The sequence below is a fragment of the Actinomyces sp. oral taxon 180 str. F0310 genome (genome assembly GCF_000185285.1).
Classification (GTDB): domain Bacteria; phylum Actinomycetota; class Actinomycetes; order Actinomycetales; family Actinomycetaceae; genus Pauljensenia.
Genome location: NZ_GL622194.1, coordinates 2,082,011 through 2,096,846 on the forward strand (window position 1 = coordinate 2,082,011; position 14,836 = coordinate 2,096,846).

General features: G+C 67.0%; 13 protein-coding genes. All 13 read left to right on the forward strand.

Going from position 1 to position 14,836, the window contains the following annotated elements:
- Positions 1-36: 36 nt before the first annotated feature.
- The 13 genes from HMPREF9006_RS08890 (at position 37) to HMPREF9006_RS08950 (ending at position 14,817) form a co-directional block, all read left to right on the forward strand.
- Positions 37-2,319: a bifunctional metallophosphatase/5'-nucleotidase gene (locus HMPREF9006_RS08890; protein ID WP_034231624.1), complete on the forward strand. Its 2,283-nt coding sequence runs from the start codon at positions 37-39 to the stop codon at positions 2,317-2,319.
- Positions 2,320-2,473: 154 nt separating this feature from the next.
- Positions 2,474-3,562 (forward strand): BMP family lipoprotein, encoded by a 1,089-nt coding sequence (locus tag HMPREF9006_RS08895; protein WP_009213261.1) that lies wholly within the window; start codon positions 2,474-2,476, stop codon positions 3,560-3,562.
- A 92-nt stretch (positions 3,563-3,654) separates the two neighbouring features.
- Complete coding sequence (locus HMPREF9006_RS08900) at positions 3,655-5,220, forward strand: ABC transporter ATP-binding protein (RefSeq protein ID WP_034231627.1); 1,566 nt, start codon at positions 3,655-3,657, stop codon at positions 5,218-5,220.
- On the forward strand, positions 5,217-6,353 hold the full coding sequence (locus HMPREF9006_RS08905; RefSeq protein WP_009213263.1) for an ABC transporter permease: 1,137 nt from the start codon (positions 5,217-5,219) through the stop codon (positions 6,351-6,353). Before HMPREF9006_RS08900 ends, HMPREF9006_RS08905 begins: the two co-directional genes overlap by 4 nt.
- Positions 6,340-7,623, forward strand: a complete 1,284-nt coding sequence (locus HMPREF9006_RS08910) for an ABC transporter permease (protein WP_009213264.1) — start codon at positions 6,340-6,342, stop codon at positions 7,621-7,623. The genes HMPREF9006_RS08905 and HMPREF9006_RS08910 overlap by 14 nt, the downstream gene beginning before the upstream one ends.
- A 12-nt stretch (positions 7,624-7,635) precedes the next feature.
- On the forward strand, positions 7,636-8,088 hold the full coding sequence (locus HMPREF9006_RS08915) for a cytidine deaminase (protein WP_009213265.1): 453 nt from the start codon (positions 7,636-7,638) through the stop codon (positions 8,086-8,088).
- The gene (locus HMPREF9006_RS08920) at positions 8,075-9,361 is read left to right on the forward strand and encodes a thymidine phosphorylase (RefSeq protein ID WP_009213266.1); all 1,287 of its coding nucleotides are present in this window, start codon (positions 8,075-8,077) and stop codon (positions 9,359-9,361) included. The genes HMPREF9006_RS08915 and HMPREF9006_RS08920 overlap by 14 nt, the downstream gene beginning before the upstream one ends.
- Positions 9,362-9,392: 31 nt before the next feature.
- A complete protein-coding gene (locus tag HMPREF9006_RS08925; RefSeq protein WP_009213267.1) occupies positions 9,393-10,388 on the forward strand; it encodes a sugar-binding transcriptional regulator in 996 nt (331 codons plus the stop codon).
- 101 nt (positions 10,389-10,489) lie between these two features.
- Positions 10,490-11,197 (forward strand): purine-nucleoside phosphorylase, encoded by a 708-nt coding sequence (deoD, locus tag HMPREF9006_RS08930; protein ID WP_009213268.1) that lies wholly within the window; start codon positions 10,490-10,492, stop codon positions 11,195-11,197.
- Positions 11,198-11,217: 20 nt separating this feature from the next.
- Positions 11,218-11,871 carry a deoxyribose-phosphate aldolase gene (gene deoC / locus HMPREF9006_RS08935; protein ID WP_009213269.1) on the forward strand — a complete coding sequence of 218 codons (654 nt, stop codon included), beginning with the start codon at positions 11,218-11,220 and terminating at the stop codon, positions 11,869-11,871.
- 7 nt (positions 11,872-11,878) lie between these two features.
- The gene (locus tag HMPREF9006_RS08940; protein WP_009213270.1) at positions 11,879-13,552 is read left to right on the forward strand and encodes a phospho-sugar mutase; all 1,674 of its coding nucleotides are present in this window, start codon (positions 11,879-11,881) and stop codon (positions 13,550-13,552) included.
- Positions 13,553-13,627: 75 nt separating this feature from the next.
- Complete coding sequence (locus tag HMPREF9006_RS08945) at positions 13,628-14,449, forward strand: class I SAM-dependent methyltransferase (protein WP_009213271.1); 822 nt, start codon at positions 13,628-13,630, stop codon at positions 14,447-14,449.
- Positions 14,446-14,817, forward strand: coding sequence for a cupin domain-containing protein (locus HMPREF9006_RS08950; protein WP_009213272.1), 372 nt, complete (start codon positions 14,446-14,448; stop codon positions 14,815-14,817). Before HMPREF9006_RS08945 ends, HMPREF9006_RS08950 begins: the two co-directional genes overlap by 4 nt.
- The last annotated feature ends 19 nt before the right edge of the window (positions 14,818-14,836 follow it).

Genomic DNA, 14,836 nt, shown 5'->3' on the forward strand with positions numbered 1-14,836 from the left:
GATGCGGCACGGTAGCCGCTCAGAAAGGAACACACCATGCGCACACCCTGGAGACACGTGGCGCTCGCATCGACGGCGGCGCTCGCCCTGGCATTCGTGCCGACGGCGGCGCTCGCGGACGCCCAGGAGGGCACAGACGCCCCCATCACCCTGGACCTGTACAACCTGACGGATGTCCACGGGCACATTCAGCAGGTGTCCAAGAAGGGAGTGGTTCGCGAAGCGGGACTGCCCGCCATGAACTGCTACCTGAAGAAGGCGACCCAGGAGAATCCGAACTCCTCCTTCACCCTGCTGGGAGACAACATCGGAGCATCCCCCTACATCTCGGGCTCCCTCAAGGACAACCCGACGATCGCGGCCCTCAACACGATGAATCCGCTGGCCTCGACCATTGGCAATCACGAGCTCGACATGGGACAGGCGGTCTTCAAGCAGCGAGTCGACGGGTCCAACCCGAGCGAGTTCGTTCAGGCCACCTTCCCCTACCTCGGAGCGAACATCCAGGGCATGGGCACGTACGGGGAGGGGACCCCCTACCTCGGCGACTACAAGCTGTGGAAGTCTCCCTCCGGTATGACCGTCGCGTTCATCGGCGCGATCGCCGAGGACGTCCCCTACAAGCTGAGCCCGGGAACGACCGCGGGACTGACCTTCACCGACCCAATCAAGCGCATCGACTCCCTGGCCGCGCAGCTCAAGAGCAGCGGAACGGCCGACGTCGTCATCGCGATGCTCGACGACGACGTGAAGAACAACTACCCGAAGGTTGGCAAGGACGTGGACGGCCTGATGGGCGGCGACACCCACGTGCCCTACGAGTTCGACCACGTCAACTCCCACGAGCGTTTCGACTCGGCCAATCCCCTGTTGGCGGGAATCGCGTCGGGCTCCTACACGGATAACCTGGGGCTCATCCGCCTGACGATCGACCCCAAGACGCGCAAGGTCAGCTCGGCGGATTCGATCCTCATTCCCGCCGCCGACGTCGCGGCGTGCGGCGCGGATCCGGCGACCCAGGCGGTCGTCGACAAGGCCGAAGCCGACTCGAAGGAGGCGGGCAAGCGCGTCGTCGCGACCGGCTACACGACCCCCTTCAAGCGCGGCGTCTTCACCACGCCCGAGGGGGCCACGGACCCCGGATCGAACCGAGGCATCGAATCCTCCCTGGGCGACCTGGTGGCGGATTCCCTGCGCGAAACGATCCTGACCCCGGATGGAAAGAGCGTTGACATCGGCATGATCATGGCGGGCGGCCTGCGTGCCGACCTGGTGCCGAACGAGGACGGCACGATCACCTACGCGCAGACTTACGAGGTCGAGCCTTTCTCCGATGAGCTGGGATACGTCACCCTGAAGGGATCGGACGTCAAGGACGCGCTCGAGCAGCAGTGGAAGACGGACCTGAACTCACAGAACTCCAGGCCGATGCTCAAGCTGGGCCTCTCCTCGAACGTGCGCTATACCTACGACCCAGCCAAACCCTATGGCCAGCGCATCACGTCGGTGACGATCAACGGTGAGCCGCTGAAGGCCGACGCGACGTACACGGTCGGCTCCGTGTCCTTCCTGCTGGCGGGTGGCGACTCCTTCGAGGCCCTGACCCGCGGGGGAGCTGCCACGACGAACGGCAACCTGGACCGAGACTCCTTCAACGAGTACCTCGCGGAGAACTCGGGTGGTAAGAAGGGAGGCGCGCAGGCGATGAGCTCGCTCGCCCCCCGCGAGGCGAAGTCCTCGATCGGGCTGACGCTGCCCACCGAGCCGGTGGCGGACGGCGCGACCGTGACGATTCCGCTGCGCGGGCTGTCCTTCTCCGAGGGGCCGTCGATCACCTCGAAGGTGCGCGTGAGCGCGGGCGGCGCTCAGGCCGTGGCCGATGTCGACAACTCGTTGGTCGATGCGCACGCCTCCGACGCGGCCTCGATCATCACGACCGACGGTGCGGGCCAGGCATCGGTGTCCGTAACCGTCGTGGGATCCTGCCGAGGCAAGGCGGCCGGAGAGGTCGTGGGGGCGCCGGTGACCGTGGCGACTGACTTCGCCACGGTCGTCGAGGCCTCGGACGGGGTGACGATCCCCGTCGCCTGCGCCGGTGACGGCGCCGCCCAGCCGTCCCCGACCCCTGACGCCGGTGGTGACGCGACGCCGAGTGCTCCGACGCCTTCCGCCTCGCCCAGCCCGGGCGGCAAGCGAGGCGGCCTGGCTCGCACCGGCGCTTACGCCGAGGCGCTGCTCGGCGCGGCGGCCATCGCCGCGATCGGCGGCGCGGGGGTTCTCGCTCGTCGACGTGCGAATCGTTACCAAAGCGAGAACTAGTTGTTGTTGACACGCCGGTGGCGGCGCGGGAGACTCGTAGCATACGCAAAAGTCCATCGTGACAAATGTTCGCGTACCGGGTGCGTGGAGTGCCTCTGCGATCCGCGCCGCCACCTGTTCAAGGAAGAATCCACATCAACGGAGGATAAAACCCATGAAGCACCTCACAAAACTCCTTGCTGCTGCGGGAGTTGCTACGCTCGCCTTGGCCGGATGCGGCGGGGGAGGAAGCGCCGGACAGACCGGCCAAGCCAAGGACGCCGCCTCGTTTAAGGCGTGCGCCGTCTCCGACGCCGGCGGCTGGGACGACAAGTCCTTCAACGAGTCCGCCTACAACGGCCTGAAGGCCGCCCAGTCCAAGCTCGGCATCCAGATCAACACGGCCGAGTCAAGCTCGGACGCCGACTTCAAGCCGAACGTGGAGACGATGGTCTCCGACAACTGCAACCTGATCATCGGCGTGGGCTTCAACCTCGAGAAGGCCATGCACGCATCGGCCGACGAAAACAAGGACCTGCACTATGCCCTGGTCGACTCCAGCTTCAGCGACGGCAACAACAACACGGTGACCGTTGAGAACGGACGCCCGCTGCTGTTCAACACCGCCGAGGCCGCCTACCTCGCCGGATACGCCGCCGCCGGGATGACCCAGAGCGGAAAGGTCGCCACCTTCGGCGGCATCCAGATCCCCTCCGTGACGGTGTTCATGGATGGCTTCGCGGACGGAGTCGATGCCTACAACAAGGCCAAGGGCACCTCGGTCCAGCTCCTGGGCTGGGACAAGGCGAGCCAGACCGGCTCCTTCACGCAGTCCTTCGACGACCAGGCGCTCGGCAAGCAGCAGGCCCAGCAGTTCATCTCTCAGGGAGCTGACATCATCATGCCGGTGGCCGGCCCTGTCGGCCTGGGTGCCGCGGCCGCAGCCATGGCCGATGGCAACACGTCGATCATCGGCGTGGACTCCGACTGGTACGAGGCCAACCCCGACTACTCCTCGATCGTGCTGACCTCCGTCATGAAGGAGATCGGCGCGTCCGTCGAGCAGGCCATCACCGACTCGGTCAACGGTAACTTCTCGGCGACCCCGTACGTGGGAACGCTGGCCAACGGAGGAGTCTCCCTGGCTCCCTTCCACGACTTCGATGCGAAGGTTCCTGCGGAGCTGAAGGATGACCTGCAAAAGCTCACCGAGGACATCAAGTCGGGCAAGCTGACGATCGAATCGCAGAACGCTCCGAAGTGATGCCCGGTGGTGGGGCTGGCCGCGATGAGGGGGCCAGCCCCACCCGCCTGTCGGGCGCGCAGCGCGGGCCCAAGCGGGGGAAGGACGAAGGAATGAAATTGGAGTTGCGGGGGATCACGAAGAGGTTTGGCCCCCTCACAGCAAACGACTCGATCGACCTGACGATCGAGGAGGGGCAGATTCACGCCCTACTGGGAGAGAACGGCGCGGGTAAGTCCACGCTCATGAACGTCCTGTACGGGATGCACGCCCCCGACGAGGGGCAGATCCTGATCGACGGAACTCCCGTGACCTTCAAGGGGCCGGGGGACGCAGTTGCGGCGGGCATCGGCATGGTGCACCAGCACTTCATGCTGATCCCGGTCTTCACCGTGGCCGAGTCGATTGCGCTCGGGTTCGAGCCGACCGGTCCGGCGGGGATCATCAGCCGCGAGCGCGCGAGGGGGACCGTTCGAGAGGTGTCGGCGCGCTTCGGCTTCGACCTGGACCCCGACGCGCTCATCGAAGACCTGCCCGTGGGCGCCCAGCAGCGCGTCGAGATCGTCAAGGCCCTGTCGCGCGAGGCAAAGGTCCTCATCCTGGACGAACCCACCGCCGTGCTGACCCCGCAGGAAACCGACGAGCTCATGACCATCATGCGTCAGCTCGCGGACGCGGGAACCTCCATCGTGTTCATCACCCACAAGCTCCGCGAGATCCGAGCGGTCGCCGACAAGATCACCGTCATCCGGCGGGGCCGCGTCGTGGGCCACGCATCCCCCACGGACTCCGAGGCGTCCCTCGCCACCCAGATGGTGGGACGCGAGGTGCTCATGCGCGTCAAGAAGGACCCGGCGAAGCCCGAGGGCAGCGGCCTGGCCTTCGAGGACGTATCCCTGCTGGGTTCGGGGGGAGTGCCCCTCATCGACCACGTGTCTTTCGACGTTCGTCAGGGAGAGATCCTGGCGGTCGCCGGCGTCCAGGGGAACGGTCAGACGGAGCTGGCCGAGGTGATCCTCGGCCTGCGCACCCCCCACAGCGGCATCATTCGTCTCCGGGACGCGGACATCACTCACGCCAATCCGCGTGATTCCCTGGACGCGGGCGTCGGCTTCATTCCGGAGGACCGGTCGACGGATGGCATCATCGCCTCCTTCTCCATCGCCGACAACCTGGTCCTGGATCAGTTCACGTCCCGAGAATTCTCGGCGGGAGGCTCCCTGAAGCTCGGCGCTATCGCGCGCAACGCCCGCGAGAAGGAACAGGAATACGACATCCGTTTGACGTCGATCGACGACCCGATTTCTTCCCTGTCCGGCGGCAACCAGCAGAAGGTCGTCGTGGCAAGGGAGATTTCCAAGGACCTGACGCTCCTGGTGGCCAACCAACCCACGCGCGGCGTTGACGTCGGGTCCATCGAGTTCATTCACCGCAGGATCGTGGACGTTCGAGACCAGGGCTGCCCGGTCCTGCTCATCTCGTCGGAGCTGGACGAGGTCGTGGCCCTGGCGGATCGTATCGCCGTGATGTACCGCGGACGCCTCGTCGGCATCGTTGCGCCGGATACGGGGCGCGACGTGCTGGGCCTCATGATGGCCGGCGTCCCCCTCGACGAGGCCGTGGCCGCGTCGAGGGGATCCGCCGACACCGAGGGCGTTGACGGGGAGGAAAAGAAATGACTACGCACAAGAGCGGAGCCCGGATCGCGATTGTCCGAGTCCTGGCCTCGCAATGGTTCGTGTCGGTGCTGGCGGTCCTGATCGCCTTCGTGATCGGCGCGATCCTGATCGCGATGTCGGGGGCCTCGGTGACGGACGCGTACTACGCGATGTTCCGCGGGGCCATCGTGGACCCCGAGGCGGCGACCTTTACCCGCATGATCGTGCCCCTGACGAACTCGCTGTTCTATTCGATTCCTCTGATCATCTCGGGCCTCGGGCTGGCGGTTGGTTTCCGGGCCGGCCTGTTCAACATCGGCGGCAAGGGCCAGATCATCATGGGCGCGCTCGCGGCCGTGTGGGTGGGCTTCTCGCTGCAGCTGCCTCCCGTGCTTCACACGCTGGTAGCCCTCCTCGCCGCGATGATCGCGGGTGGAGTGTACGCGGGCATCGCGGGCGTGCTGAAGGCGAAGACGGGGGCCAACGAGGTCATCGTCACGATCATGCTCAACTCGATTGCCACGCTCGGCCTGGGCTACCTCCTGGGCCAAAAGGCATGGCAAGCCCCCGGGTCTAATCAGCCCATCACCCCCAACGTTGACCCGAGCGCCCAGTTGACGCGTCTGCTGTCCGCCCCCTTCAAGCTGCACGCGGGCATCATCGTGGCCATCATCGCTCTCGCGGCCTTCTGGTGGCTGATGGAGCGCTCGACCCTCGGCTTCAAGATTCGGGCGGTCGGGGCGAACGCGGCCGCGGCGCGCACGGCCGGAATATCGGTGGAGCGCATCACGGCGGTGACGATGGTGATCTCCGGCGCGTTCCTGGGCCTGGCCGGCGCCAACGAGGCCCTGGGTACCCTCGGCTACGTCTCGCGCGACGTCGCCGGGTCGATCGGCTTCGACGCGATCACCGTCGCCCTGCTGGGGCGCAACAAGCCGCTGGGCACCTTCGGAGCGGGCCTGCTGTTCGGCGCATTCAAGGCGGGCGGCTACCTGATGCAAACCAAGGGCGTGCCCATCGACATGATCTTGATCCTGCAGTCGGTGATCGTGCTGCTGATCGCCGCGCCGGCGCTCGTGCGGTGGCTGTTCCGGTTGCCCAACGCCCGGCGTGTGGAAGAACTTCGAAAGGGGAGCAGTGATGAGCACAAGTGAGCGTGGAACGCGCACGCAGGTTGAGGTCAAACGATCCTGGAAGCTCCCGGGCGTCTACGTGGCCGCCTGCATCCTTCTGGTCATTCTCGCCGCCGCCACCCGCGGGGATGTGCGGGTGCTGCTCAACGACAAGTCGCAGTCGTACTCGATCCCCGACATCGTCGTGGCGGGCGCCCCCGTCGTGTGGGTGCTTGCCCTCGTCTCCATCGCGATCACCGCGTGGACGATCGCCTCGACGCTGCGTCGTGCCAGCTCCCCGTCGTGGGCACGTGTCGGTGCGATGGTCGTCGTCGGCGTGTCGACGGTGTGTGGGTTCCTCGTGTACGCGGGCTCGGGGTCGGCCACCGGATCCGTGACGCTGACTTCGACCCTCGTCTCGACGGTGGCACTGTCGACGCCCCTGATCTTCGGCGCCCTCTCGGGCGTGATCTCGGAGCGAGTCGGCGTGGTCAACATCGCAATTGAGGGTGACCTCCTGGTCGGCGCCTTCGCGGGCGTGATGGTGGCCTCCTTCTTCCAGAACCCATACGCCGGACTGCTCGCGGCCCCGCTGGCGGGAGCCGCCCTGGGCGTGCTGCTGGCGCTCTTCTCCGTGAAGTACGGGGTCGATCAGATCATCGTCGGCGTCGTCTTGAACGTGCTGGCCCTGGGTCTCACGACGTTCTTCGCGGGCACCGTCATGAAGAATCCGGCGGTGAGCCTGAACACGAACCAGTACTCGCTGTCGAGCATCAAGATCCCGCTCCTGTCGGAGATCCCCGTCGTGGGGCCGGCCCTGTTCAACCAGTCGATCCTCGTGTACCTGATGTACGTGGCGGTCGTTGCGCTGGCGTTCTTCCTGTTCCGCTCGCGGTGGGGCCTGCGCCTGCGTGCCTGCGGCGAGCACCCTCGAGCCGCCGACACGGTCGGCATCAACGTTCAGCGCACGCGCACGACGAACACGATTCTCGGTTCCGCCTTCGCGGGTCTGGGGGGCGCGTTCTTCACGATCGGCTCGGGCTTGGCTTTCACGGACAACATCTCCGCGGGCAACGGATACATCGCCCTGGCGGCGATGATCCTGGGCAAGTGGAACCCGCTGGGAGCGATGAGCGCCGCCGTCATGTTCGGCTTCGCCCAAGCCCTGGCTCACATGCTGCCGAACCTGACCAGCGCGGTCCCCTCCAACCTGGTGTCGATGATCCCCTACGTCGTGACCATTGTCGCGGTTGCGGGCTTTGTCGGTAAGTCCCGGGCGCCCGCCGCCGAGAACGTCCCCTACGTGAAGTGAGGGGTGGGGTCGATGCCTCTGATCGATTGGGACGCCCTGCTGGGCGTCGCCACAGACGCGATGAAGCGGGCGTACTGCCCCTACTCGGGGTTCCCGGTCGGCGCCGCCGGATTGACGGACGACGGTCGGATCGTCAGCGGCTGCAACGTCGAGAACGCCGGCTACGGGGTGACCCTGTGTGCCGAGTGCGGCATGGTCTCGGACCTGATCCGCTCCGGCGGGGGCACGCTCGTCGGTGTCGTCGCCGTCAATGGTGACGCGGTTCCCGTCTCCCCGTGCGGGAGGTGCCGCCAGCTCATCTTCGAGCACGGAGGCCCCTCCTGCCTGGTCCTCATGCCCGGCGGGGTCGCCCCCATGAGCGAGGTCCTCCCCGGTGCTTTCGGCCCCCATGACCTGGACGGGGTGGGAGCGACAAGCGCCCCGGCCTATTCCGAAACGAAAGAAGGAAACGATGGCGATCGTTGATGCCGTTGACGTCATTCGTACGAAACGCGACGGGGGAACCCTATCCCCCGAGCACATCGACTGGGTGATCGATGCCTACACCTCCGGCGTCGTCAAGGATGAGCAGATGGCCGCCCTGGCCATGGCGATCTTCCTGCGCGGAATGAACCGCGAGGAGATTGCCCGGTGGACGGATGCGATGATCCGGTCGGGGCAGCGCATGGACTTCTCCGGGATCGGCAAGCCGACCGCCGACAAGCACTCGACGGGAGGCGTGGGGGACAAGATCACCCTGCCCCTGGCGCCGCTCGTCGCGTGCTTCGGGGTAGCCGTCCCGCAGCTGTCGGGCCGAGGCCTGGGGCACACGGGCGGCACCCTGGACAAGCTGGAGTCGATCCCAGGCTGGAGGGCACAGCTGAGCAACGAGGAGATCATGACGCAGCTGGGCAGCGGATGCGGCGCGGTCATCTGCGCGGCCGGGGTCGGCCTGGCACCCGCGGACAAGAAGCTGTACGCGCTGCGCGACATCACCTCGACCGTGGAGTCCATCCCGCTGATCGCCAGCTCCATCATGAGCAAGAAGATCGCTGAGGGGACGGGCGCGCTCGTCCTGGACGTCAAGGTTGGGTCGGGTGCCTTCATGAAGGACCTGGACACCGCGCGTGAGCTCGCGCGCACCATGGTGGATTTGGGGCGCGACGCGGGCGTTGCCACGCGCGCGCTGCTGACCGACATGTCGGTGCCCCTCGGACGCAAGATCGGCAATGCTCTTGAGGTTGAGGAATCGGTCGAGGTCCTCGCGGGCGCAGGCCCCTCCGACGTCGTTGAGCTGACCTGCGAACTCGCCCGGAACATGCTGGACCTGGCGGGCGTCCACGACGCCGACGTGGAGGAGGCCCTGCGTGATGGGCGCGCCATGGACCGTTGGCGCCAGATGATCCGCGAGCAGGGCGGCGACCCGGACGCGCCGATGCCTCGTGCCGCCCACGCGCACCAGGTTCGGGCCGAGGCCGACGGAACGGTCGTCGGCATGGACGCCCTCGGCGTCGGGGTCGCGTCCTGGCGCCTGGGCGCGGGGCGCGCGGTCAAGGAGGACGCTGTCCAGGCGGGTGCCGGCATCGAGATTCATGCCAAGCCCGGCGAGAGCGTGCGAGCGGGGCAGCCGCTGCTCACCCTCTACACGGACGACGAGTGGCGCATCGAGCGAGCCGTGGAAAGCCTCGCGGGTGCGATCACGATCGCTGATGGGGGCGTCGTCGAGGATCGGGGCGTCATCTTGGACACGGTCTCCTGACGCAACCGTACGGCACGGGGAAGGAGGAATCGTGGAGAAGCGCGACGAGCAGTCGATCGAGGCCCTCAAGCTTTACTACCAGCAAGACTTGAGCCAGGCCGAGGTTGCCTCCCGCATGGGGTGCTCGCGGCCCACGGTGGCCAAGCTCCTCGCGCACGGCCACGCGCGAGGCTTCGTGACCATCGACATCCACGATCCGCGCGACGAGGCCTCCGAGCTCGCGGCGCGCCTGGAGAAGCGATATGGGCTGGCCTGCGCGCGAGTCGCACACGGGCGAGCGATGAGGGAGGAGGAGGCCATCGACCAGGTCGGGCGCGTCGGAGCTGCCCTGTTGAGCCAGCTGGTCCACGACGGCATGAGCGTCGGCATCTCCTGGGGTCGCACGATGAACTCGCTCGCCTCCCACCTGTCCAGGTCCCCGCGATCGGGAGTGCGGGTCGTCCAGCTCAAGGGAGGGACCTCCTTCTCCGAGCGCGGGACCCACGACTTCGAGGTCATGCGAGCCTTCTGCGAGGCATTCTCCGCCGAGCCCCGATACCTGCCGCTCCCCGTCATCTTTCAGGACACGGCGACCCTGTCGATCGTGCGCCAGGACCGGGCGATCGCCAAGATCCTGGAGGAGGGGCGGGGCGTCGACGTCGCCGTCTTCACGGTCGGCGCGATGGGCCGGGAGGTCATCTCCCTGAACCTCGGGCAGCTCGAGGAGGCGGAGGTAGAGGCGCTGCTGCGCGACGCCGTCGGCGACGTCTTTTCCCACTTCTTTACAAAGTCCGGCACCATCGCGCGTCCCCAGATCGAGCGCCGCACGGTCAGCATCTCCCTGGACGACCTGCGCGCGCGTCCCGTCCGGCTGCTCGTCGCGGGAGGGCTCGTGAAGGCCCGGGCTCTGGAGGCGGGGCTTCGCATGGGGTTGGCCACCCACCTGGTGGTCGACCAGGATCTGGCCCTCGCGCTGCTGGACGAGACGAGCGAGGAACCCTCGGAGGGGGTGGATGACGCAACGACAGGAGGATGGAACATTTGTTAAATTGCTATTGACGCATTTGTAACTCAGGGCATAGCCTTGTCACACAGGTAAAGACGCCGAGAGGAGCCCAGTTCTCCTCGACACAACGAAGGACACGACACATGCGTTCCACACCGCACATTGATCCCACCGCTCCCATCGCCGAAACCATCCTGCTCCCGGGAGACCCCCTGCGCGCGAAGTTCATCGCCGATACCTACCTGGAGGACGTCCAGCAGTTCAACGCCGTACGCAACATGCTCGGCTTCACCGGTACCTACCAGGGCACCCCCGTGTCCGTCATGGGGTCTGGCATGGGTATCCCCTCCATCTCCCTGTACGCCTATGAACTCATCCACGAGTTTGGTTGCCGGCGCCTGGTGCGCGTTGGAACGTGTGGCGCTCTGCAGCCCGACATGCACCTCTACGACGTTGTGGTCGCCCAGGGAGCCTGCACGAATTCGGCGTTCATGGACCAGTACCAGCTCCCCGGAACCTATGCTCCGATCGGCTCCTTCCGCCTCATTGACGACGTGGTGCGCCGCGCCCGCGAGGAGGGAGTCCCCTTCCACGTCGGCAACATCATGTCCTCCGACGTCTTCTACAACGCGAACCAGACCTTCAACGAGGCATGGACGCGCATGGGGATCCTCGCGGTCGAAATGGAAACGGCTGGACTGTATGCGACGGCCGCGCACGCCGGCGTCGAGGCCCTCGGCATGTTCACCGTCTCCGATTCCCTCGTCACCGGAGAGGCCACGGACGCCCAGTCTCGGCAGACCGCCTTCACGACGATGATGGAACTCGCCCTGCCGCTGGCAGCCCTGTGAGATTAGGAGAACGTCGTCTCATGAAGAAACGTGACGTGGCCGCGATGATCGACCACACGATCCTCAAGCCGGAAGCGACACGCGCGGACGTGGCGCGCATCGTCGAGGAGGGGGCCGGGGCCGGAACCTTCTCGGTGTGTGTCTCTCCCTCGATGCTGCCCCTGGACGTGCCCGAGGGGCTCAAGGTTGCCTGCGTGGTCGGCTTCCCCTCGGGAGCCGTCAAGCCCGAGGTGAAGGCCTTCGAGGCTGCCCTCGCCGTCGCGGACGGTGCCGACGAGATCGACATGGTCATCAACATTGAGCTGGTCAAGGATGGACGGCTTGCCGACCTGGAGGGGGAGATTGCCGCCGTTCGCCGGGTCGTTCCCTCCCCCCGCGTCCTCAAGGTCATTATCGAGTCTGCGGCCCTCACCGACGATGAGATCGTCGCTGCCTGCCGGGCGTCGATGGCGGCTGGCGCCGACTTCGTCAAGACGTCGACGGGTTTCCACCCCGCCGGAGGCGCGTCGACGCACGCGGTTGCCCTCATGCGTGCCACCGTCGGCGATTCCCTGGGCGTGAAAGCATCTGGAGGAATCCGCGACGCCGAAACGGCGCTCGCCATGATCGAGGCCGGCGCTTCCCGTCTGGGGGTCTCGGCAACCAACGCCATTCTGGCAGGACTGGAGGAATGAGAACACCATGGACGTTTTCGATCGCGCCCGCCGTTGGGCAGACCACGACCCGGATCCCGCGACGGCCTCGTCCCTGAAGGGGGATGTTGAGGCCGCGCGTGCCGGCGACGAGGAGGCTCTGGCGCGCGTGCGCGCCGCCATGAACGGCCCTCTCGAATTCGGTACCGCCGGGCTGCGCGGCGTCGTCGGCCCCGGCGAATCCCGCATGAACCTGGCCGTCGTCATCCGCGCGACCGCAGGCCTGTGTGAGGTCGTCAAGCGCCACGCGACGGGCACGCCCACGCTGGTCGTCGGGTGCGACGCCCGCCACGGTTCCTCCGAGTTCGCCACGGCCGCGTGCCGCGTCGCCTCGGCAGCCGGCGTGCGGGTCCTCGCCCTGCCCCAGGCCAACCCGACTCCGCTCACCTCCTTTGCGGTGCGCCACTTCGGCGCCGACGCGGGAGTCATGGTGACGGCCTCGCATAACCCCGCACCCGACAACGGGTACAAGGTCTACCTGGGAGGCAGCGTCGTCACCGGCGACGGCCAGGGCGTCCAGATCGTGCCGCCCTTCGACGCCGAGATCGCCGACGCCATCAAGGCCACCCAGCCGGCCGACCAGGTTCCGATGAACGACGACCTCGTCGAGGCCGTTGACCCCCGCGACGAGTACGTGGCCTCCGCAGTCGCGCTGGCCTCCGGTGAGATCGCAGCACGGCAGGACCTGCGCATCGTCCTGACCGCCATGCACGGCGTGGGCGCGTCGCTGACGTCGCGCGTCCTGGCCGAGGCCGGGTTCACGAACGTCTCGCTTGTGGCAGCCCAGGCCGAACCGGACCCGGACTTCCCGACCGTGCCCTTCCCCAACCCGGAGGAGGCCGGCGCCCTCGACATGGCGATCGAGCAGGCGCGAAGCGAGGGAGCTGACCTCATCATCGCGGTCGACCCCGACGCGGATCGCTGCGCTCTCGCCGTGCCGGACCCCGCCTCGCCGACGGGGTGGACCCCGCTCAGCGGAGACCAGATTGGCTGCCTGCTGGGAGAGTTCCTGGCCTCGCGCGGGGTGCGCGGGTCGCTCGCGAACTCAATCGTGTCCTCGCGTCTGCTGGGTCGGATCGCACGCGCTCACGGGCTGGTCCACCACACGACCCTCACCGGTTTCAAGTGGATCGCTCGCGCGCCGCAGCTGGCCTTCGGATACGAGGAGGCCATCGGCTTTTGTCCGAATCCGTCGGTCGCCCGCGACAAGGACGGCATCGCCTCTTCCGTCGTGGCCGCGTCGTTGTTCGCTTCCTTGAAGGCGCAGGGGCGCAGCGCGTGGGACGAGCTGGATCGGCTGGCGCGCCTCCACGGCCTGCACGTGACCGGTCCTTTGACCTTCCGGGTCGAACAGATCGAACAGATCGCCCAGGGAATGGCGCGCCTGCGCGCCCAGCCGCCGACCGAGCTGGCGGGTTCTCCGGTCGTTGAGGTTTCGGACCTGTCGGAGGGATACCAGGGACTGCCCCCCACGGACGGCGTCCTGGTGCTCACCCGCGACGGTGACCGCGTCATCGCCCGTCCCTCGGGCACGGAGCCGAAACTCAAGTGCTACCTGGAGGTTATCCTCCCGGTACCCGAGGGCGGGCCGGTTCCGTGGGAGGAAGCACGCGAGCGCCTGGAGCGCATCAAGCGGGAGTTTGGTCAGATCATCGGACTGTGATGGCGGCGGGGTGTTCGTCGGCGCTTCTTCTGCGGAGGCCTGCGCAGCGAAATAGCTAACGCTATACTTGCGTATATGGCAACTTATGCAGAAACGTCGGCGAACACCCTGCCTTTCGCCGACCGGCCCGTCGAGCGGGCTCCCGGCCACTGGGTGCTCGCCCGCGCCGGAAAGAAGGTCCTGCGTCCCGGGGGACTCGCACTCAGCACCTGGGCACTCAAGCACGCCGGCATACCCGGCGCCCACGTCGTCGAATTCGCCCCCGGATTGGGTGTGACAGCCGGCGCGATCATCGGGGTTGGTCCCGCCTCCTACGTCGGAGTAGAGCGGGACCCGGATGCCTGCGCGCGCGTCAATGCCATCGCATCGGGGGTTGGCCGCTGCGTCAACGCGGATGCCGCCGAGACAGGTCTGGCCGACCAGAGCGCGGACGTCGTGGTCGGCGAGGCGATGCTCACCATGCAGGGAGAGAAAGCCAAGCGCGCCATCGTCGGCGAGGCGGCCCGCATCCTGCGCCCCGGCGGACGCTACGTGATCCACGAGCTGGCGATGACACCCACCACCATCGACGAGAAGGTGGCGACCGAGATTCGCCGTGCCCTCGCTCGGGCAATCAACGTCAACGCCAGGCCCCTGACGGTGGCCCAGTGGCGTGCCTGCCTGGAGGAGGCAGGCCTGGTCGTGGAGGAGACGCGCACGGCTCCCATGGCCCTGCTTCGGCCCGGCCGTGTGATCGCCGACGAGGGACTGCGGGGCGCCCTGCGCATCCTCCGCAACGTCGCGCGGGACAAGGAGCTGCGCGGACGCGTCATGACGATGGCGCGCACCTTCAACAAGTACAACCACAACCTGTGCGGCGTTGCTATCGTCGCGCGCAAACCCAAGGAGGATCAATGAGCCTGTCGCCCGAATCGAACACCGAGGTTCCCACGCCCATCATGACGGACCTGCAAGACATCGCCTCGATGATTCAGGTCAACGAGGGGGCCACGGTCTCGCGCACGGTCATGCACGCCGAGGGCGTCCGGCTGGTCCTATTCAGCTTCGACACGGGCGAGCTTCTCAGCGAGCACACGGCCGCGATGCCCGCCATCTTGCACGCGCTCGAAGGCTCTCTCGAAATCGAGGCGGACGGGCGGAGCGTCGTCCTGAAGCCGGGCGATGTCATTCACTTTGGGACGAGGCTGCCGCACGCGGTGCGCGCCCTCGAACCGTCCAAGTTGGCCCTGTATATGCTCGATCGGCGCGAGCGTCCCAAGGCCTGAACTCGCTCGCATCAGCCGT